Below are 17,531 nucleotides of genomic sequence, written 5' to 3' on the forward strand. Positions count from 1 at the left end.
ACCGTGCAGGGTGCACGAGGAAAGGGGTCGCATCATGGGAGCCCGCGACCGGCTCATCGACAGCGCCGTGGATCTGATGCGCAGCAACGGTGTGGCCGGCACCGGCATCGCGCAGCTGCTCGACCACAGCGGCATCTCGCGCCGCTCGGTGTACCTCAACTTCCCCGGTGGTAAATCGGAACTGATCGCGGAGGCGACCCGCGCGGCCGGTGCCACCTACAGCGCGCTGCTGCGCACGATCACCGCCGGGGCCGACGCGGCGTCGTGTGTCGCCGCCTTCCCGGCCCTCTGGCGCGAGAAACTCGCGGCCAGTGACTTCACCGCCGGCTGCCCGATCGTCGCGGCCGCGCTGGGCCGGTCGGAAGCGCCCGAAGCGGCCGACGCCGCCGGTGCGACCTTCACCGAATGGGAGACCATCCTCGCCGAACGCCTCGAAACCGAGGACGTCGCACCGGATCTCGCGATATCGCTGGCCACCACGGTGGTCGCGGCGCTCGAGGGGGCGGTGATCCTGTCCCTGGCGACACGTTCGATGGCACCGCTGGAACGGGTGGGCGCCCAGATGTCCGAACTCATCGCTCGCCACACCGCGAAGTGAGTGCCCGCTCTATCGCCGCCGCGGTGGGGATCGCCGCCGTGGCGCCGACGACGGTGGTGGCCAGGGCGCCGGCGGTGCAGGCCCACGCCAGAGCGGTCGCGGGGCCCTCGTGCCAGTGTGCGGCCAATGCGCCGGTGAACGTGTCCCCGGCGCCGGTGGTGTCGACCACCTCGACCCGCACGCCCGGATGAGAGAGCTCGCCCTCGGGGCCGCGATAGCGCGCGCCCTCGCCGCCGCGGGTGGTCAGCACATGCGGGACCGCGCGGAGTTCCGAATCCAATTGCGCCGCTTCGCCCTCGTTGACCACCGCGATGTCGACCGCCTCCCACAGCTGTGGTGGCAGTGACCGCGCGGGGGACGGATTGAGCAGAACGAGAGTGCCGTGCTCACGTGCGCAGCGGGCGGCGCCGAGCACGGTCTCCACCGGAATTTCCAGCTGGCACAGCAGAATATCCGCCTCGGCGACGAGGGCGCGATCACCGTCGGTGAGCCCGGACAGCTCCGCATTGGCTCCGCCGACGACGATGATCGTATTCTCGCCGGCGTCGTCGACCACGATGGTCGCGGTCCCGCTGGCCCCCTCGACGGTGCGCAGTCCGGCGGTCCCGATCTCGTTGTCCTCGAGCACTTTTCGCAATTCGACGCCGAAGACGTCGGTTCCGACCGCGCCGACGAAATCGACCGCCGCGCCCGCACGCCGAGCGGCGATCGCCTGGTTCGCGCCCTTTCCGCCGGGCACCGTATCGAAGGCGGTGCCGAGGACGGTCTCACCGGGCCGCGGCCGTCGCGGCGTGCGGGTCACCAGATCCATGTTGATACTGCCGACCACTGCGATCCGTGCCATGCACGCACCGTAACCCGCCGCGACGGGTGCGGGCTCGAACGTCGCCGCCGTCAGGCGTGGTCGGCCGCCGTCGCCACCGCGGCCAGCCGGTCGAGCGACCCGAGTAGTTTGTCCGAGGTCGTCGCCCGGGCCCTGGGCAGCCGGACCTCGTCGGTCAGCAGCGTCCAGTCGTAGGTGTGCCGCACCAGGGTCCGGCTCTCGTCGACGGGTTCGAGCTCCCAGCGCCACAGATGTCCCGGCGGCCGCTGCCCGGATTCCGCGGGCAGCCAGGCGATCCGGCGTCCCTCCTCGAATTCCACCACGTGGTTCTCGCGCACACTCCCGTTGGTGAGTGTCATCGCGAAGACATCACCCACGCTCCGCACGCGCTGCCCGATCTCCGCCCGGTCGAGATTGTCGTTCCCGTCCCATCGCGGCTGCTGCGCCGGATCGGCGATGAATTCGAAGATGTGCCCGGCCGGCGCGGCGACCTCACGCTCCGCCGACACCACCCTGTCGATATCTGCCATGACACCATCGAATCATCCGCGGGAATCGGCGACAACGCGGCCGCGAAGAGTGTTCGGACACAGGCTGTTCTGTGCGTGCGGCTCACTCCTGGCTCTCGACCGGGCCGGACGTGGATTCGGCATGCCGGGGCTCCAGGGGCGGCCCCGCGACCGGGCAGTTGACCTTGCATTGCGGCGCAGCCTCGGGACCAGCGCTCTCGAGCGCGTCGTCGCGGACGGTGAGCACGGTCAGTGCCGCGGCCGCGGCCATCACGATCGCGCAGATGAGCATGGCCTGGTGGAACCCGCGCTCGAAGGCGGCGGGGTCGGTGTAGGCGGCACCGGTGAGTCCGGTGAGCGGCGGGACAGCCGCCACCGCAAGCAATCCGGCCGCTCGGGCAACGGCATTGTTGACGCCGCTGGCCACCCCCGCGTGCTGTTCGTCGGCTGTCGCCAGCACGGTCGCGGTCAGCGGTGCGACGGCCAGGGTGAGTCCGAGGCCGAACACCAGGGCGGCGGGCAGCACATCGGTGACGTAGGAGGCTTCGGTGCCGATCCGCATCATCAGCAACATTCCGGCGGCGGCCAGCAGCACACCCGCGGTGATCGGGATGCGCGGTCCGATGCGCTGAGCCAGATCGCCCGAGCGGGCCGAGAACAACAGCATCAGCACGGTGGCGGGCAGCATCGCGGTCCCGGCCGCCATCGGACTGAAACCGGCCACCACCTGCAGGGTCAGCACCAGCAGGAAGAACACCACGCCCATCGCGCCGTACATCACGAAGGTGACCGCGTTGATCGCGCTGAACTGCCGCGAGGCGAAGATCTCGACCGGCAGCATCGGCGGCGGCCCGTGGTGTCCGGGCGCGTCGTGCCCCGCCGAGCGCCGCCGCTCGACGACGACGAAGGCCACTCCGGCGAGCACGCCGATCACCGCCGTCGCCACCACGGCCGCCCGGCTGCTCCCGTGTTCGGGTGCCATGGTCAGTGCGTAGGTGATGCCTGCCAGGCACAGTGCCGCGAGGAACGCCCCCAGCACATCGAAGCCCTCGTGTGCCCGGCCGCCGGATTCGGGAGCCGGGCGGGTGGTCGCCGAGCCGTCGGACGTGCCGGAACCGTAGGTCTCCGGCACATGCCGCACCGCGACCAGCACCACCACCGCGGCCAGCGGAATGTTCAGCAGGAACACCCAGCGCCATCCGGCCGCGCCGACCAGCCATCCGCCCAGGAAGGGGCCGATCGCGCCGGCGACTCCGCCGAGGCCGGACCACGCGCCCACCGCGCGGGCGCGATCCGATTTCGCGAAAGAGGCCTGGATGATCGCCAGTGAGCCGGGCGTCAGCAGCGCGCCGCCCACGCCCTGCAGCGCGCGGGCGGCGATGAGCATCGGAATATCCTGGGCCGCACCGCAGATCGCCGAGGCCAGCGCGAACCACACCACGCCGACGACGAAGATCCGCCGCCGTCCGAATCGGTCGCCCAGTGAGCCGCCGAGCAGAATCAGCCCGGCCAGCGTGAGCGTGTAGGCGTTGACCGTCCACTGCAGACCCGCCATCGAGGCGCCGAATTCCTCGCCGATGCGGGGGAGGGCCACATTGACCACGGTCGCGTCCAGCATCGCCATTCCCGAGCCCAGCACCGTGGCCAGCAGAACCCAGCGACCCGAACCCGACGACAACCGGATGGTGGCGACCATGAGGACACGGTAGCGGCGGGCACCGACGCACAGCGGGCGTTCGGTGGTTATCCGGCGGCGGCGTCCGCGTCCCGGTCAGTAGGCTGTTCACCATGACTGCTGGAACTGTCGGCGAAGTGGATACCGTGCGCGAGGCGGTGCGCGAGGCGGCGCGGCGGGCTCGGGTGGCGTCGCGGACGCTGGCACAGCTGACGACCGCGCAGAAGGATGCGGCCCTGCACGCCGCGGCGGATGCGCTGCTCGCGGCGAAGGATGCCGTCCTGGCCGCCAATGCCGAAGACATCGCGATCGCGGAGGCGGGCGGCACCGCGGCCTCGCTGCTGGATCGCCTGCGGCTGACCGAGCCGCGCATCGACGGCATCGCCTCCGGGTTGCGTCAGGTCGCCGGCCTGCCGGATCCGGTCGGCGAGGTGCTGCGCGGTTCGACGCTGGCCAACGGCCTGGAGATCCGGCAGGTGCGCGTGCCGCTGGGCGTGGTCGGCATGGTCTACGAGGCCCGCCCGAACGTCACCGTCGACGCCTTCGGCCTGGCGTCGAAATCCGGTAACGCGGCCCTGCTGCGCGGCTCGTCCTCGGCGGCCCGATCGAATGCCGCCCTGGTCGAGGTCATGCGCGAAGCCCTTGTCGCCCAGGGGCTTCCGGCCGACGCGGTCCAACTGCTGCCGAGTGAGGATCGCTCGAGCGTCACTCATTTGATTCAGGCCCGCGGCCTGGTGGATGTGGTCATCCCGCGCGGCGGCGCCGGGCTGATCAACGCGGTGGTGCGCGACGCGCGGGTCCCCACCATCGAAACCGGCACCGGCAACTGCCACGTCTACGTGCACGCCGCCGCCGATCTCGAGATGGCGGAATCGATTCTGCTGAACTCCAAGACCCGCCGGCCCAGCGTCTGCAATACCGCCGAGACGGTGCTCATCGACCGCGCGATCGCCGAGACCGCGGTCCCGCGCCTGATCGACGCGCTGGAACGGGCTCAGGTCACCATCCACGGCGATCTGCCCGGCCTGGTTCCCGCGACGGAGGAGGATTGGGCCGACGAATATCTGTCGCTGGATATCGCGCTCAAGGTCGTCGACGGTCTCGACGCCGCGGTCGACCACATCAACGAGTGGGGTACCGGCCACACCGAGGCCATCGTGACCGCCGATCTGAAGGCAGCCCGCGAGTTCACCGCCCGGGTGGACGCGGCCGCGGTGATGGTCAACGCCTCCACCGCCTTCACCGACGGCGAGCAGTTCGGATTCGGCGCGGAGATCGGCATCTCCACTCAGAAGCTGCACGCCCGCGGTCCGATGGCGCTGCCGGAGCTGACCTCCACCAAGTGGATCGTGTGGGGCGACGGCCAGATTCGGCCGAGCTGAACCCGTCCCCGGCCGTGACCGTCGGTGCCGGTCGGGCCTGTGGTCTCGCCGGCACCGCAGTATCGAACCCGGCCCGCGGGTGTGTACCGTCGTGAGCAGCTGGACTTTACGGTGCATACCTGCAGTGGGCTGCGCTGTTCCCGAAGGAGGGCCCAACTGTGCAGACGACCGTGCACGAGCCGATTTTCGCCTCGGTCGACGATGTGATCGACCGTCTGGCCACCACCGGCTACCTTGCCGACAAGGCCACCGCCACCTCGGTGTTCCTGGCCGACCGGCTCGCCAAGCCGCTGCTGATCGAGGGACCCGCCGGCGTCGGTAAGACCGAACTGTCGCGCGCGGTGGCCCAGGTCGCCGATGCCGAACTGGTCCGCCTGCAGTGCTACGAGGGGATCGACGAGGCGCGGGCCCTCTACGAGTGGAACCACGCCAAGCAGATTCTGCGCATCCAGTCCGCGACCTCCGGTGGGTCGGATTCGGGGAACGCCTGGGCCGACACCAAAGCCGATGTGTTCAGCGAGGAATTCCTGCTGCAGCGCCCGCTGCTGACCGCTATCCGGCGCACCGACCCCACCGTGCTGCTGATCGACGAGGCGGACAAGGCCGATGTCGAGATCGAGGGCCTGATGCTGGAGGTGCTGAGCGACTTCGCCGTCACCGTCCCCGAACTCGGCACGATCACCGCGACCCGCCGCCCGTTCGTGGTGCTCACCTCCAACGCGACCCGCGAACTGTCGGAGGCGCTGAAGCGCCGCTGCCTCTACCTGCACATCGACTTCCCGGACGAGGAACTCGAGCGCCGCATCCTCGCGAGCCGGGTGCCGGAGCTGAAACCGGCGGTGGCCGCACAACTTGTTCGCGTGGTGCACGTGCTGCGCGGGATGCAGTTGAAGAAGTTGCCGTCGGTCGCCGAATCCATCGACTGGGCCCGCACGCTGCTCGCGCTGGGACTGAAGGATCTCGACGACAAGACCGTGCGCGCGACGCTCGGCGTGGTGCTCAAACACCAGAGCGACCATCAGCGCGCCCTGGCCGAGCTGAAATTGGCCTGAGCCGTGTCCGGTAAGCGCACCACCCCCCGCGCGCTGATGTCCGCGGCGCTGCGGGGTGGGTCCGCGACCGCGGCGCAGGGTGCTCCGCAACCCGGCGAGACCGCGCCGCACGGACTGTCCGGGCATGTGGTCGGCTTCGTGGAAGCCTTGCGCGCCAGGGGAATTCCGGTCGGCCCGTCGGAAACGGTAGACGCCGGCCGAGTGCTCACCGTGGTCGATCTGATGGATCGCGAGATGCTGCGCGAGGGCCTGGCCTGTGCGCTGCTGCGCCGGCCCACCCAGCGCGCCACCTTCGACGGCTTGTTCGAGCTGTGGTTCCCCGCCGCACTGGGGGAGCGCGCGGGCGCCGAGGACATCGAGCTCCCGCGGCGCGACGACGGTGAAATCGACCTGTTCGAATTGCGGCGCATGCTGGCCGAGATGCTGGCCGCCGAGCCGACCGGGGACCAGACCCGGCAGCTGCAGAATCTGGCCGCGCAGATGGTCGAGCAGATGGGGCAGTACCAGTCGGCGAACGGGCCGTCGTTCTCGGCGTATCAAACGCTGAAGGATGTGCAGCCCGAGGTGCTGATCAGCAAGATCCTCGCGGGATTGGCCGCCGGGCAGAACAATTCGGAGTTCGACACCGAGGTCGCCCGCCGCGCCGCCCGGGAACGGGTCAAGGCGTTTCGCGGCACGGTCGAGGCCGAGACCCGGCGGCGCGTAGCCGAGCGGCTGGGCCGCGAGCGGGTGGCGACCTACGGTGTTCGGCGCCAGGCCGAGGATGCCGACTTCCTGCGGATCTCGGAGAACGAACTGGCCGAACTGCGGCGCGGTTCGCAGCGGCTGGCCCGGGTGCTGGCCTCCCGGCTCGCCGCCCGGCGCAGACGGTCCCGGCGCGGCGAGATCGACCTGCGCAAGACGCTGCGCAAATCCATGTCGACCGGTGGGGTGCCGATCACGCTGCAGACCCGGAAGCCCCGGCCCGGTCGCCCGGATCTGGTGCTGCTGTGCGATATCTCGGGGTCGGTCGCCGGATTCTCCAGTTTCACCATGCTGCTGGTGGATTCGCTGCGTGAGCAGTTCTCGCGGGTGCGGATCTTCGCCTTCGTCGACCAGGTGGACGAGGTGACCCACATCTTCGATCAGGTCACACCGCTGGATCAGGTGACCCGGCGCATCTTCACCGAGACGAAGGTGGTCGGATTCGAGGGGCATTCGGATTACGGTGCGGCGCTGCGCGGTTTCGCCGAGGACTGGCCGGATGTGGTGACCAGCCGTACCTCCCTGCTGATCCTCGGCGACGCCCGCACCAACTATCGCGATCCGGCGCTGAATACGCTGCGGGAACTCGTCCAGGTGGCCAAGCACGCGCACTGGCTGAATCCGGAGGCCGAAAAGATGTGGGGCACCGGCGATTCGGCGGCCAACCGCTACGCCGAGGTCGTCGAGATGCACGAATGCCGGTCGGCGCGCCAGCTGACCGGTGTGGTGAGCAGGCTGCTTCCGGTCTAGGTCGCGAGGAGGGATAGCGAGCCGTTTGCCCGGAACCATCAGCGGCTGTTAAGCGCTTTCCAAGGCGGGCCGTCGATCATTCGCGCGTGCCGTGCCCATCGGGGGAGTTCGCCGACGAAATCCCCGTCGACCAGCCGAGCGCCCCTGCGGCGCAACGAGATCCCCACGATCGGGATGCCGAGCCCGCCGAGTTTCCCGATGGCGGGCCTCCCGATCGTGAGCGATCCGGCTCCGTGCCGGCTGCGTCCGAATGCCCGGCACCCGCATCGGACGAACCGGCGCCGGGAGATCTCCGGCTGCGGGCACGGGAACTGACCGAGGCCGCGACCGCCCTGCTCGGCACCAGCCCTGCCATCGCCGAACGAATGTTGTTGCAGGCTCTGCACTGTGGCACGGGCGTTCTCTCCGGTGAACAACGCGCGCGGCTGTACTCGCTGGTGGTGACCGCGGTCGCCAACCAGCCGGGCCGTGAGCACGACCTGGCGGCCGCGGCGGCCGCCGCGGCCGCGAGCTGGACCGGTATCTCCGCTGCCGACGTGGCCCATCACACGCTGCTCGCCGCCCGCGTCCACTACCGCCGCGGTCACCACCGCCGCGCGGCCACCCTGTACGCCGAGGCCCTCGGCTGCGATGCGCTGCCCTATCCGCCGGAAGAAGTCGCGGTGCTGTACGAGCAGCTCGGACGCTGCTTGGAACAGTGCCACCGCCACCGTGCCGCGGCACGGGCCTACACAGCGGGTGCGGCCGCCGTCGCCGGCCGGCCCCAGTGGGACGAACTGCACCGCGACCTGATCGAGGCCGCGACCCGGGCCCGGCGCGCGGCGCGCAACCCGGCCGCGATGGTGCGGGCGTATCTGTCGGCGCGGTGGGCGCGATGAGCTCATAGCACCCGATCACCGACGAGACCCACCCCCGCCCGGGCCCGCCCAGTAAGCTCGGCATTCGTGCAAAACACAGGCCGGCGCAAACTGGGCGTGATGGGCGGTACGTTCGATCCGATCCATCACGGGCATCTGGTTGCCGCCAGTGAGGTCGCCAACCGGTTCGACCTCGATGAAGTGATCTTCGTACCCACCGGGCAGCCGTGGCAGAAATCCTCACGGCAGGTCTCTCCGGCGGAGGACCGCTATCTGATGACGGTCATCGCCACCGCATCCAATCCGCGGTTCACGGTCAGTCGCGCCGACATCGACCGGGAGAAGGCCACCTACACCGTCGACACCCTTCGTGACCTGCAGAATCAGCATCCGGACGCCGATCTGTACTTCATCACGGGTGCGGACGCGCTGGCCAGCATCCTGACATGGCAGGATTGGGCGGAACTGTTCGAGCTGGCGAAGTTCGTCGGGGTGAGCCGTCCGGGGTACGAATTGAATGTCGACCACCTCGAGGAACATCTGCGAAATCAGCCGGCCGATGCGGTCACCGTCATCGAGATCCCGGCCCTGGCGATCTCGTCGAGCGAATGCCGTCGCCGCGCCGCCGAGGGGCGTCCGGTGTGGTACCTCGTTCCCGACGGCGTCGTGCAGTACATATCGAAACGGCACCTGTACGTGCCGGGAGGGAACGGGAAGGTGAGCCAATGACGGCATCGGCACAGGCGGTGGAGATGGCGCAGGTCGCCGCGCGGGCCGCCGACGAGAAGCTGGCGACCGACGTCGTCGTCCTCGATGTCTCCGATCAGCTGGTGATCACCGACTGCTTCGTCATCGCCTCCGCGCCGAACGAGCGTCAGGTCAACGCGATCGTCGACAACGTCGAGGAGAAGTTGCGTCTCGCCGGGCACAAGCCGGTCCGCCGCGAGGGCACTCGTGAAGGTCGCTGGGTGCTGCTGGACTACGTCGACGTCGTAGTGCACATCCAGCACAGCGACGAGCGCAATTTCTATGCGCTGGAACGGTTGTGGAAGGACTGCCCGCAGGTCGAGGTGCCGGGTCTGGCGGCTCCCGCGCAGGCTCCGGCGAGTGGTAGCGGGGACCCCGCGTGAACCGCAGGCCCGAAGGCGACACCGCGCGTGAACCCGAAGAGGCCGGGGAGCGCGGCATCGAATCCGGTGGGAGCGACGCGGCCGAAGGTGTTGCGGCGGCGGCCGGCTCGCGGGCGACGAAGTATCCGGGGGTGCGCCGGCTGATCCTGCTGCGACACGGACAGACGGAATGGAACGCCGCCGACCGGATGCAGGGCCAGATCGACACCGAGCTCAGCGAATTGGGCCGGCGCCAGGCGAAAGACGCTGCGCGCGATCTCGTTTCCCAGGACGCCGTCGCGATCGTCTCCTCGGATCTGCGCCGCGCCTACGACACCGCACTCGCCTTGGCCGAACACAGCGGACTCGAGGTCGTGCGGGATGCGCGGCTGCGGGAGACCAGCCTCGGCGACTGGGAAGGTCTCGACCATCTCGAGGTGGATGCGCGGTATCCGGGTGCGCGCAAGGCGTGGCGGCTGGATCCCACCGTGACCCCGCCGGGCGGGGAGAGCAAACTCGAGGTCGGCGCGCGGGCGCTGCCGGTGGTTCGCGAGCTGTTCGCCGAGCGTGCGGACTGGCCCGGCCGTACCATCATCCTGGTCGCGCACGGCGGGCTGATCGCGGCCCTGACCGCCGCGCTGCTGGAGCTGCCCGAGCACAAATGGCCGATCCTGGGCGGATTGGCCAATACCAGCTGGGTGCAGCTGAGCAGCCACGGTCCGGGCATCGAGCAGCCGGGTTGGCGGCTGGATGTGTGGAATGCGGCGGCGAAGGTAGCTCCTGATGTCCTCTGAACGCTCCTCCGACGACCGGGACGAACCGGTCCGGCAGGTATCCGACGAACTGTTGCGCAAGGCCTCCGAAGGGCCCGTCCGGCGGCTGCCCGACGCGCTGTTCGGCGGTCCTGTCGCGCCGGTGGAACCGGCCGGGGAATCCGATGCGGCTTCCGAATCGGGCGACGCGGACGACGACGGCGGATCGACCGGTCCGCCGGCCGTTCTCGCGGATGTGCCCACCGAGGCAGAGGAGAATGCGGAACCGGCCGCGGACGCGCGGGAAGACAGCGTGCCCGGCGGTTCCGAGACGACGCCGTCCACCGAGGCGGCGACTACGCACGCCGTATCCGGCGACGCGGCGGTAGCCGATGACGCCGACGCGGCGCTCGATGCCCACGGGAAGTCCGACACCGGTTCCGGCGCGGCAACTCCCGGCGAGCGGACCGTGTCGAGCGCGGCCGTCGACGCCGTATCGGGAATCGACGACGCGGTCTCCGCGGATGCGCGGCCGAGCATCGGCGACGCGGCCGGCACACCCGAGGATTCGGCGCGGCCCGTGCTGGTCGTGATCGCGGATTCGCTGTCGTACTTCGGGCCGAAGGGCGGCCTGCCCGCCGACCATCCGCGCATCTGGCCGAATCTGGTTGCCGCGGAACTCGATTGGGACGTCGAATTGGTGGCGCGCATCGGCTGGACCTGCCGCGACGCCTATTGGGCACTCATCGGCGATCCGCGCGTGTGGGCCGCGGTGCCGCGCGCGGGAGCGGTCGTCCTGGCCACGGGCGGGATGGACACGCTGCCGTCGCCGCTACCGACGGCGCTGCGCGAATTGATCCGGTATCTGCGCCCCCCGGTGCTGCGCCGGCAGGTGCGTACCGGCTACCAGTGGCTGCAACCGCGGCTGTCGAAACTCGGTCGCCCCGTGGCACTTCCGCCGCATGTGAGCATCGACTACCTGGAACAGTCACGGCATGCGCTGGCCCAGTTGCGGCCGGATCTGCCGGTGGTCTCGGTACTGCCCTCGGTGCACGATTGCGAGGCCTACGGCCGGGTCCACACCGGGCGTGCGCCCGCGGTGCGTGCGCTGCGAGAATGGTCGGCGAAATCCGGTGTGCCGCTGGTGGATCTGGGCGAAGCCGTGCGCGACGACATTTTTTCGGGCGAGGCGAATCCGGACGGGATCCACTGGGGCTGGGAGGGACATGCCGCGGTGGCACGGGCCATGGTGAAGGTGCTGTCGGAGGTGCGTTCGGTCGAGGCCGGTGCATGAATCGGTGCGGATAGCCGATGACCGTCGTGGTGGTCACGGATTCGGCGGCGAGCGTTCCCGCCGAACTGGTAGCGGAATTGGGCATCGTGGTGGTGCCGCTGCATGTGCTGGTCGACGATCGTGCGATCGCCGAGGGTGTCGACGAATGCGAGATCGACTACGGCGCGTCCACGGTGACGACCTCGTCCGCCTCCCCGGGTGAATTGCGCGCCGCCTATGAGCGCGCCCTGGAGCTCAGCGAGGGTGACGGTGTCGTGGCCGTGCATATTTCGCGTCAGCTCTCGGCGACGTGGGAAGCCGGGCGCCAAGCCGTGCAGGATATGGATGCCGCCGCCCGGGTGCGACTGGTGGATTCGCTGAGCGCGGGCCTGGGCACCGGGCTGCCCGTACTCGCCGCGGCCCGTCGCGCGAAGTCGGGTGCGGCGCTGGATGTCGTCTACGACACCGCGGTCGCCGCCGCCGGGCGATCTCGCACGTTCATCGTCGTCAATCGGACCGAGCAGCTGCGTCGCGGCGGGCGGCTCAGCACCGCGGCCATGTTCTTCGGCACCGAACTGGTGACCAAGCCGATACTGCAGATCGTCGACGGCAAACTGGAGCTGCGGGAGAAGGCGCGGACGCGATCCAAGGCCTTCGCGAAACTCGTTGCCGCAGCGGTCGATGCGGCCGGTGACGACGGAGCGGCGGTGGCGGTTCAGCATCTCGGTGCCGCTGCGGCGGCGGCCACGATCGCCGGACAGCTCGGCGAACTCATTCCCGGTATGCGGGAGCTCGTGACCGCCGAATTCGGCCCGACACTCGGCGTGCACGTGGGCACCGGTGCGGTCGGCGTCCTGGTGGTCCCCGGCGGCTGCGGCTGAGCGCCTACCACCGCCGGCCGACGAGTTCCGCCCCCGCACGGGGGGTTGTCCACAGCTCGGACGCTGTCCCCAGACATTCCGAAACCCCAGTTCGCGCACCGAGTCACGGCCCGCCGCGCACATACGGTCACCGTCATGGCGCGACACGAGGATCGGACCCTACTGCGGCAGCGACTGCACGACGTATCACCCAGGCCGGCAACGCTCGGCACCCTGGCCCCCGGTCCGGATGACCCGACCCACGACGGGCTGTGGGACCTCGCCCGATCACCCGCGGACTCGCCCGAACAGCGCCGTGATCCCTCGGGCGGTCCCTCTGGGAGCCGGGATTTCGGCTCGCGCGGTAGCGAACCGGGTCCGCCCGCCGAACCGGTGAGCGGCTCCGACGGCCGAACCATGGTCGCAACGCGACCGGGTGTGGACGCCGGCCGGGACGAGTACGCCGCCGGTGGGCGGACCGGCGTACACGGCGGGACTTGGCCGAGGCGGCCGTATTCGCCGAGCCGTATCCGGCAGAGTCGCGACGATGCCGCGGCGCGTCCTGGTAGTGCGGGAGCCCTCGACCGACGCGACGGTGACGGCCGGGACGGGGAGAAAGGTCCCGCGGCGACCGGCGCGGCGGTGACCTTTTCCGAGGCGCCGGAGAGTCCGCGAATTCCGCAGTGGCTCAGCGAACCGGTGGGATCGGTGACGATCTGGCAGCGGCTGGTTCCGGAGCGATTCCGGGGAGTTCGCGTGGATCCCGGGCGCAAAGGAGTGTGGGTGCTGGCCGGTGCCGGCGTGGCGGCGGTCATCGTGGCGGCGGCCGCCGCGCATCGAGACGATCCGGTGGCAGCGCCCGTGGCGCCGCTACCGGCAGTGCGCACCGACGCCGCCGAAACCTCGATGGCCCCCGCACCGGTGGACGGCCCCGGACTGGCCGTGCGGTCCGATCTGCCCGGCCGGGCGACGCCGTCGTCGGCTCCCGGCGGCGATCTGGTGGTCAGCGTCATCGGTCTGGTCGAACATCCGGGACTGTTGCACCTCGCACCGGGAACACGGGTCGCCGACGCTGTCGCGGTGGCCGTCGCGCGAGACGGTGCGGACCTCGCGGGACTGAATCTCGCCCAGCGGCTCGCCGACGGAGACCAGATCGTCGTCGGCGCGCCCGCTCCCGCGAGCGGCCCGCGCCTCGGCAGCATGGTCGTTCCGGGTGGACCGCATCCGGCCTCGACATCGGGCGCCGTCGCGCCACCGGGACACAAGGTCAACCTCAACACGGCGACGGAACAGGATCTCGACTCTCTCACCGGGGTGGGCCCCACCACCGCCGCCGCCATCATCGGCTGGCGCACTCAGCACGGCCGCTTCACCAGCATCGACCAGCTCGGCGAAGTCACCGGCATCGGTCCCGCCAAGCTCAACCGTCTCCGCGATCAGGTCACCCTGTGAACCGCGGTGGATCGAGCGGCGGTCGAGTCCGGCCCGAGCGGGCCTCGGACTCCGCCCGCGACGGTGCGGAACGGGGGATGGCCGGTCCCGGTGGCGATGCAGTGGACGCGCGGCTGCTTCCCGCGGCGCTGGGGTGCTGGGGCGTGACCATTGCGGGCATATCGCTGGGGTGGCGAGCCGGTGTGTGGGTGTGCGCCGGGCTCGCAATCTCGGCGGCCGGTCTCGGAATCCTCTTGGCACGTAGCCGTTTTCGGGTGCCGCATCAAGCGGTGTGGTGGGTGGTGCTGGCCGCGTTGCTGGCGTCCGCCGGGTTCGGGGTGGCGGCGTCGTGGGACGCGTATCGGGTGAGTGCGCACCCCCTTGGGCGGCTGGCGGCGGGCAGTGTGGTGACGGCCGAGATGGTGGCGGGGGATCCGAAACCCCTCCCGGCCCGTTCCTTCGGTGGACGGCAATGGTCGATGCGCGCGACGGTGCGCGAATTCCGTTACGGCGCAACATCGGTGCACGGCGATGCGGCGGTGACGGTGATCATGCCGGAGCGGATCTGGTCGGATCTGGTGCCGGGGCAGCACGTCACGTTCCGGGCACGTCTCGATCGCCCGTGGCGGCGGGAGCTGACGGTCGCCGTACTCCGGGCCCAGGGTCCGCCGAGCCGCGTCGGCCCGCGCCCGTGGTGGCAGTCGGCGGCCGCGACGGTGCGGGAGAATCTGTCCGAGGCGGCCCGGCGTGCACTGCCACCGGATGCGGCCGGAGTGCTGCCGGGGCTGATCGACGGCGATATCTCCCGGCTGCCGGATCACGTGCGAGAAAACTTCCGGGCGGTCGATCTCACCCATCTGGTCGCCGTGTCCGGAACCAATGTGTCGATCGTCCTGGCCGCCGTGCTGCTCGCGACCCGCGCTCTGACACTCGACCCGCGCTGGGGCGCGGTACTCGCCGGCCTGGCCCTCATCGGATTCGTCATTCTGGCGCGCCCGTCGCCGTCGGTATTGCGGGCGGCGGTGATGGGCGCGATCGCGGTGCTGGCAATGGTGACGGGACGCCGGAAACAGGCGCTCCCCGCGCTGTGCGCCGCGGTGATCGTGTTGATCGCGTTCTCGCCCCAGCTGGCGGTCGACCTCGGCTTCGCCCTGTCGGTGCTGGCGACCGCGGGTCTGATCCTGCTGGCGCCGATCTGGTCGGAGTGGCTCGAACAGCGCGGCTGGCCCCCGCTGGTGGCCGAGGCGTTCGGTGTCGCGGCGGCGGCCTTCGCGGTCACCACGCCGATCATCACCGCGCTCACCGGCCATGTCAGCGGTGTGGCGATCGTGGCGAATGTGCTGGTCGAACCCGTCGTCGCGCCGATCACGCTGCTCGGTGTCGGCGCGGCCGCGCTGTCCTGCTGCTGGCAACCGGCGGCGATCGTGGTGCTGAACCTGGCCGGGCCGCCGCTGTGGTGGTTGCTCTTCGTCGCCGAACGCGGTGCGGCGCTGGGGATTTCGCTGCCGATGCCCGCGGGCGCGACGGGCGCGGCACTGGCCGGAGCGCTCATCGGCTGTGGTGTCGCCGTGCTCGCCCGGCTCGGCTCGCGCCGCACTCGCACCCATGCGGGCCCGGCGCCGCCACCCGGACCCGGCGACGGGTCGGTGAACCTGTCACCGGCCACCCGTAGGATCGTGCCGTGACCGATCACCTGGCTGCCTTACATCTGGTACTCGGTGAGGAGGAACTGCTCATCGAACGGGCGGTCGCCTCGATCGTGGCGCAGGCGCGGGCCGCGACCAACGATCCAAGCGCGATGCCGGTGGATCGGCTGCGGGCGGGGGATGCGAGTGCCGCCGAACTGGCCGAACTGCTGAGCCCCTCGCTGTTCGCCGAGGATCGGGTGATCGTGCTCGAGGCCGCCGCGGAGGCCGGTAAGGACGCGGTGGCGCTGGTCACCGCGGCCGCCGGTGATCTGCCCGAGGGAGTTGTGCTCGTGGTTCTGCATTCCGGCGGCGGCCGGGCCAAGACGCTGGCGCCGGCTTTGCAGAAACAGGGCGCCGACGTGCACAACTGCGCCAAGATCGGTAAGGCGAACGAGCGAAACGAATTCGTGCGCAACGAATTTCGCACCGCCGGCGTGCGAGTTTCGAGTGACGTGGTGCAGGCCGTGGTGGAGGCGATCGGATCGGATCTGCGAGAGCTGGCCGCGGCCTGTTCCCAGCTGGCCGCCGATACCGGCGGCAAGGTGGATGTCGACGCGGTGCGCCGGTACTACTCCGGTCGTGCCGAGGTCACTGGCTTCGAGGTCGCCGATCTTGCCGTCGCCGGTGACCGCCCCGCGGCCATGGAGGCATTGCGCTGGGCGACCGACCGTGGCGTTCCCGCCGTTCTACTCGCCGACGCGCTCGCCGATTCCGTACACACCATCGCGAGGGTCGGATCCGCTGGACGTGGCGATCCGTTCGCGCTGGCCTCGCAACTCGGCATGCCGCCCTGGAAGGTGAAGAAGGCACAGACCCAGGCGCGCGGCTGGACCGCCGCCACCATCGGCAACGCCCTGCACGTGGTGGCCGCCCTCAATGCCGACGTCAAAGGCGGTGCGGCCGATACGGATTACGCGCTCGAACACGCCTTGGCCGCGATTTTGGATCTGCACGCCGCCTCGCACTGAGCCGCGGCCGCTGCGCTCGTGCAATGTGTCCGGATCTAGCGGTGGTTGTGCGCGATGATCTCGCCGACCAGTGCGGGCCCCGGGAAGTCGGTCATCACGACGCCGGTCGCCGTGCCGGGACGGGAGCGGAGATAGTCGAGTGCGCGCTGATTCTCGTATTCGGCGTAGCGGTGGGGAAATTTCGCCGGGTCGGGCACCCCGGAGGCCGACAGGAAGTCCATCGACAGGGCGTGGGCGCCGATGGCCGGGGCCTGCGCGAGGTGGGCGGCGACGGCCGCCCATTTGTCCTCGCGCGTGGGTTTGTCCCACAGATCCTGTGCGTCGATCGGCAGACCACGGTCGTCGATTCCGTCGGCCCGGATCACGACGATGGCGCCGCGCACCTCACCCAGCCGGGGAAGCGCGACCGGTCCGGTCGCCGCCGGTCGCCACACCCGTGGCTGCGCGTTCAGGTACCGATCCAGCAGCGGTGGGTCGGGCGGTCGCCCACCCGCGTCCTCGCACTGAAACGTCTTGTCCTCGTTCGTGCATTCGGCCTTCACCCGCATCAGGAGCGTTTCGCGCGGATGCCGATTCAGGAATCGTTCGCCCGCCCGCAGCACGTCGTCGAGACCGGCCTGCTGATAGAAGCTGCCGTGCTGTACGCCGAGGTTGCCGGCCTCGTCGCGCCGGACCCGGATATCGAGCGCCCGGATGCCGGCCTCGAGCTGGGTGCTCAGGGTTCGTTGCGAGGCGCAGGTCGGCTCGGTGCAACCGGTATCGAACTTCTCCTGGGTGACCACGGCCGGTCCGGCCTTACCGCCGTGGATCGACAGGGTGTCGTGGGTGCCGGGAACGGACATCTCGCCGAGCGAGGTGCTGTCGGGCAGTGCGCCCATCCAGTCCGGATTGCTCGCGGAGTCGAGGTGATCGATCGCGCCGGCGGTGGCTGCCCGGGGCATCCCGGCGGCCTCGGTGCCCGGCGCGGCCGATGCCGACCGCGTCGCGGCGGCGGATCGTGCGGTCGGCACCGATTGATCACACCCGGTCAGCAGCGCGCTCGACACCGCCGCCACCACGA

Annotated in this window: 17 protein-coding genes; 13 read left to right on the forward strand and 4 right to left on the reverse strand. The window is 70.3% G+C overall.

The window, feature by feature from the left end; translation table 11 throughout:
• Window positions 1-34: 34 nt before the first annotated feature.
• Entirely contained in the window at window positions 35-598 is a 564-nt protein-coding gene (locus tag ACPCUW_RS11020; RefSeq protein WP_423424613.1) for a TetR/AcrR family transcriptional regulator, read from the forward strand.
• On the opposite strand, the gene ACPCUW_RS11025 is transcribed toward ACPCUW_RS11020, so the two are convergent.
• The 3 genes from ACPCUW_RS11025 to ACPCUW_RS11035 all read right to left on the reverse strand — a co-directional run bounded on the left by ACPCUW_RS11025 (window position 573) and on the right by ACPCUW_RS11035 (window position 3,626).
• Complete coding sequence (locus ACPCUW_RS11025; protein WP_064910704.1) at window positions 573-1,442, reverse strand: ribokinase; 870 nt, start codon at window positions 1,440-1,442, stop codon at window positions 573-575. The two genes, ACPCUW_RS11020 and ACPCUW_RS11025, sit on opposite strands and share 26 nt — an antisense overlap.
• A gap of 50 nt (window positions 1,443-1,492) precedes the next feature.
• Entirely contained in the window at window positions 1,493-1,951 is a 459-nt protein-coding gene (locus ACPCUW_RS11030; protein ID WP_423424615.1) for an SRPBCC family protein, read from the reverse strand.
• 82 nt (window positions 1,952-2,033) lie between these two features.
• Window positions 2,034-3,626, reverse strand: a complete 1,593-nt coding sequence (locus tag ACPCUW_RS11035; protein ID WP_423424616.1) for an MFS transporter — start codon at window positions 3,624-3,626, stop codon at window positions 2,034-2,036.
• Window positions 3,627-3,718: 92 nt separating this feature from the next.
• Between ACPCUW_RS11035 and ACPCUW_RS11040 the strand changes: the two genes are divergently transcribed.
• From ACPCUW_RS11040 to holA, 12 genes are all read left to right on the forward strand, one after another.
• The gene (locus ACPCUW_RS11040) at window positions 3,719-4,987 is read left to right on the forward strand and encodes a glutamate-5-semialdehyde dehydrogenase (protein ID WP_423424617.1); all 1,269 of its coding nucleotides are present in this window, start codon (window positions 3,719-3,721) and stop codon (window positions 4,985-4,987) included.
• Between the two features lie 158 nt (window positions 4,988-5,145).
• Window positions 5,146-6,039 carry an AAA family ATPase gene (locus ACPCUW_RS11045; RefSeq protein ID WP_030512810.1) on the forward strand — a complete coding sequence of 298 codons (894 nt, stop codon included), beginning with the start codon at window positions 5,146-5,148 and terminating at the stop codon, window positions 6,037-6,039.
• 36 nt (window positions 6,040-6,075) lie between these two features.
• Window positions 6,076-7,533, forward strand: a complete 1,458-nt coding sequence (locus ACPCUW_RS11050) for a vWA domain-containing protein (RefSeq protein WP_423424804.1) — start codon at window positions 6,076-6,078, stop codon at window positions 7,531-7,533.
• A gap of 233 nt (window positions 7,534-7,766) precedes the next feature.
• A complete protein-coding gene (locus ACPCUW_RS11055) occupies window positions 7,767-8,411 on the forward strand; it encodes a hypothetical protein (RefSeq protein WP_423424618.1) in 645 nt (214 codons plus the stop codon).
• Window positions 8,412-8,477: 66 nt separating this feature from the next.
• Complete coding sequence (gene nadD, locus ACPCUW_RS11060; protein WP_030512813.1) at window positions 8,478-9,119, forward strand: nicotinate-nucleotide adenylyltransferase; 642 nt, start codon at window positions 8,478-8,480, stop codon at window positions 9,117-9,119.
• Window positions 9,116-9,520 (forward strand): ribosome silencing factor, encoded by a 405-nt coding sequence (rsfS, locus tag ACPCUW_RS11065; RefSeq protein WP_030512814.1) that lies wholly within the window; start codon window positions 9,116-9,118, stop codon window positions 9,518-9,520. Before nadD ends, rsfS begins: the two co-directional genes overlap by 4 nt.
• A gap of 131 nt (window positions 9,521-9,651) precedes the next feature.
• On the forward strand, window positions 9,652-10,293 hold the full coding sequence (locus ACPCUW_RS11070) for a histidine phosphatase family protein (RefSeq protein ID WP_063015533.1): 642 nt from the start codon (window positions 9,652-9,654) through the stop codon (window positions 10,291-10,293).
• Between the two features lie 496 nt (window positions 10,294-10,789).
• Complete coding sequence (gene octT, locus ACPCUW_RS11075) at window positions 10,790-11,545, forward strand: diglucosylglycerate octanoyltransferase (RefSeq protein ID WP_063015532.1); 756 nt, start codon at window positions 10,790-10,792, stop codon at window positions 11,543-11,545.
• Between the two features lie 17 nt (window positions 11,546-11,562).
• Complete coding sequence (locus tag ACPCUW_RS11080) at window positions 11,563-12,405, forward strand: DegV family protein (RefSeq protein ID WP_030512817.1); 843 nt, start codon at window positions 11,563-11,565, stop codon at window positions 12,403-12,405.
• A gap of 135 nt (window positions 12,406-12,540) precedes the next feature.
• The gene (locus tag ACPCUW_RS11085; protein ID WP_423424620.1) at window positions 12,541-13,836 is read left to right on the forward strand and encodes a helix-hairpin-helix domain-containing protein; all 1,296 of its coding nucleotides are present in this window, start codon (window positions 12,541-12,543) and stop codon (window positions 13,834-13,836) included.
• Window positions 13,837-13,913: 77 nt separating this feature from the next.
• Window positions 13,914-15,500 (forward strand): ComEC/Rec2 family competence protein, encoded by a 1,587-nt coding sequence (locus tag ACPCUW_RS11090; protein ID WP_423424622.1) that lies wholly within the window; start codon window positions 13,914-13,916, stop codon window positions 15,498-15,500.
• A complete protein-coding gene (gene holA, locus ACPCUW_RS11095; RefSeq protein ID WP_423424623.1) occupies window positions 15,497-16,471 on the forward strand; it encodes a DNA polymerase III subunit delta in 975 nt (324 codons plus the stop codon). The genes ACPCUW_RS11090 and holA overlap by 4 nt, the downstream gene beginning before the upstream one ends.
• Before the next feature lie 35 nt (window positions 16,472-16,506).
• Here the strand turns inward: holA and ACPCUW_RS11100 are convergent, their stop codons facing one another.
• Window positions 16,507-17,481 (reverse strand): phosphatidylinositol-specific phospholipase C domain-containing protein, encoded by a 975-nt coding sequence (locus tag ACPCUW_RS11100; protein WP_423424625.1) that lies wholly within the window; start codon window positions 17,479-17,481, stop codon window positions 16,507-16,509.
• Window positions 17,482-17,531 lie beyond the last annotated feature (50 nt).

This window comes from Nocardia sp. AB354 (assembly GCF_049538315.1).
GTDB classification, from domain to species: Bacteria; Actinomycetota; Actinomycetes; order Mycobacteriales; family Mycobacteriaceae; genus Nocardia; species Nocardia nova.

What these genes read in the sequence shown, in the direction of transcription:
- ACPCUW_RS11050 (WP_423424804.1), top strand. Translation starts at nt 6,076, where the DNA reads ATGTCCGCGGCGCTGCGGGGTGGGTCCGCGACCGCGGCGCAGGGTGCT.
- ACPCUW_RS11020 (WP_423424613.1), top strand. Translation starts at nt 35, where the DNA reads ATGGGAGCCCGCGACCGGCTCATCGACAGCGCCGTGGATCTGATGCGC.
- ACPCUW_RS11030 (WP_423424615.1), bottom strand. Translation starts at nt 1,951, where the DNA reads ATGGCAGATATCGACAGGGTGGTGTCGGCGGAGCGTGAGGTCGCCGCG.
- ACPCUW_RS11085 (WP_423424620.1), top strand. Translation starts at nt 12,541, where the DNA reads ATGGCGCGACACGAGGATCGGACCCTACTGCGGCAGCGACTGCACGAC.
- ACPCUW_RS11035 (WP_423424616.1), bottom strand. Translation starts at nt 3,626, where the DNA reads ATGGTCGCCACCATCCGGTTGTCGTCGGGTTCGGGTCGCTGGGTTCTG.
- rsfS (WP_030512814.1), top strand. Translation starts at nt 9,116, where the DNA reads ATGACGGCATCGGCACAGGCGGTGGAGATGGCGCAGGTCGCCGCGCGG.
- ACPCUW_RS11025 (WP_064910704.1), bottom strand. Translation starts at nt 1,442, where the DNA reads ATGGCACGGATCGCAGTGGTCGGCAGTATCAACATGGATCTGGTGACC.
- ACPCUW_RS11040 (WP_423424617.1), top strand. Translation starts at nt 3,719, where the DNA reads ATGACTGCTGGAACTGTCGGCGAAGTGGATACCGTGCGCGAGGCGGTG.
- ACPCUW_RS11080 (WP_030512817.1), top strand. Translation starts at nt 11,563, where the DNA reads ATGACCGTCGTGGTGGTCACGGATTCGGCGGCGAGCGTTCCCGCCGAA.
- ACPCUW_RS11090 (WP_423424622.1), top strand. Translation starts at nt 13,914, where the DNA reads ATGGCCGGTCCCGGTGGCGATGCAGTGGACGCGCGGCTGCTTCCCGCG.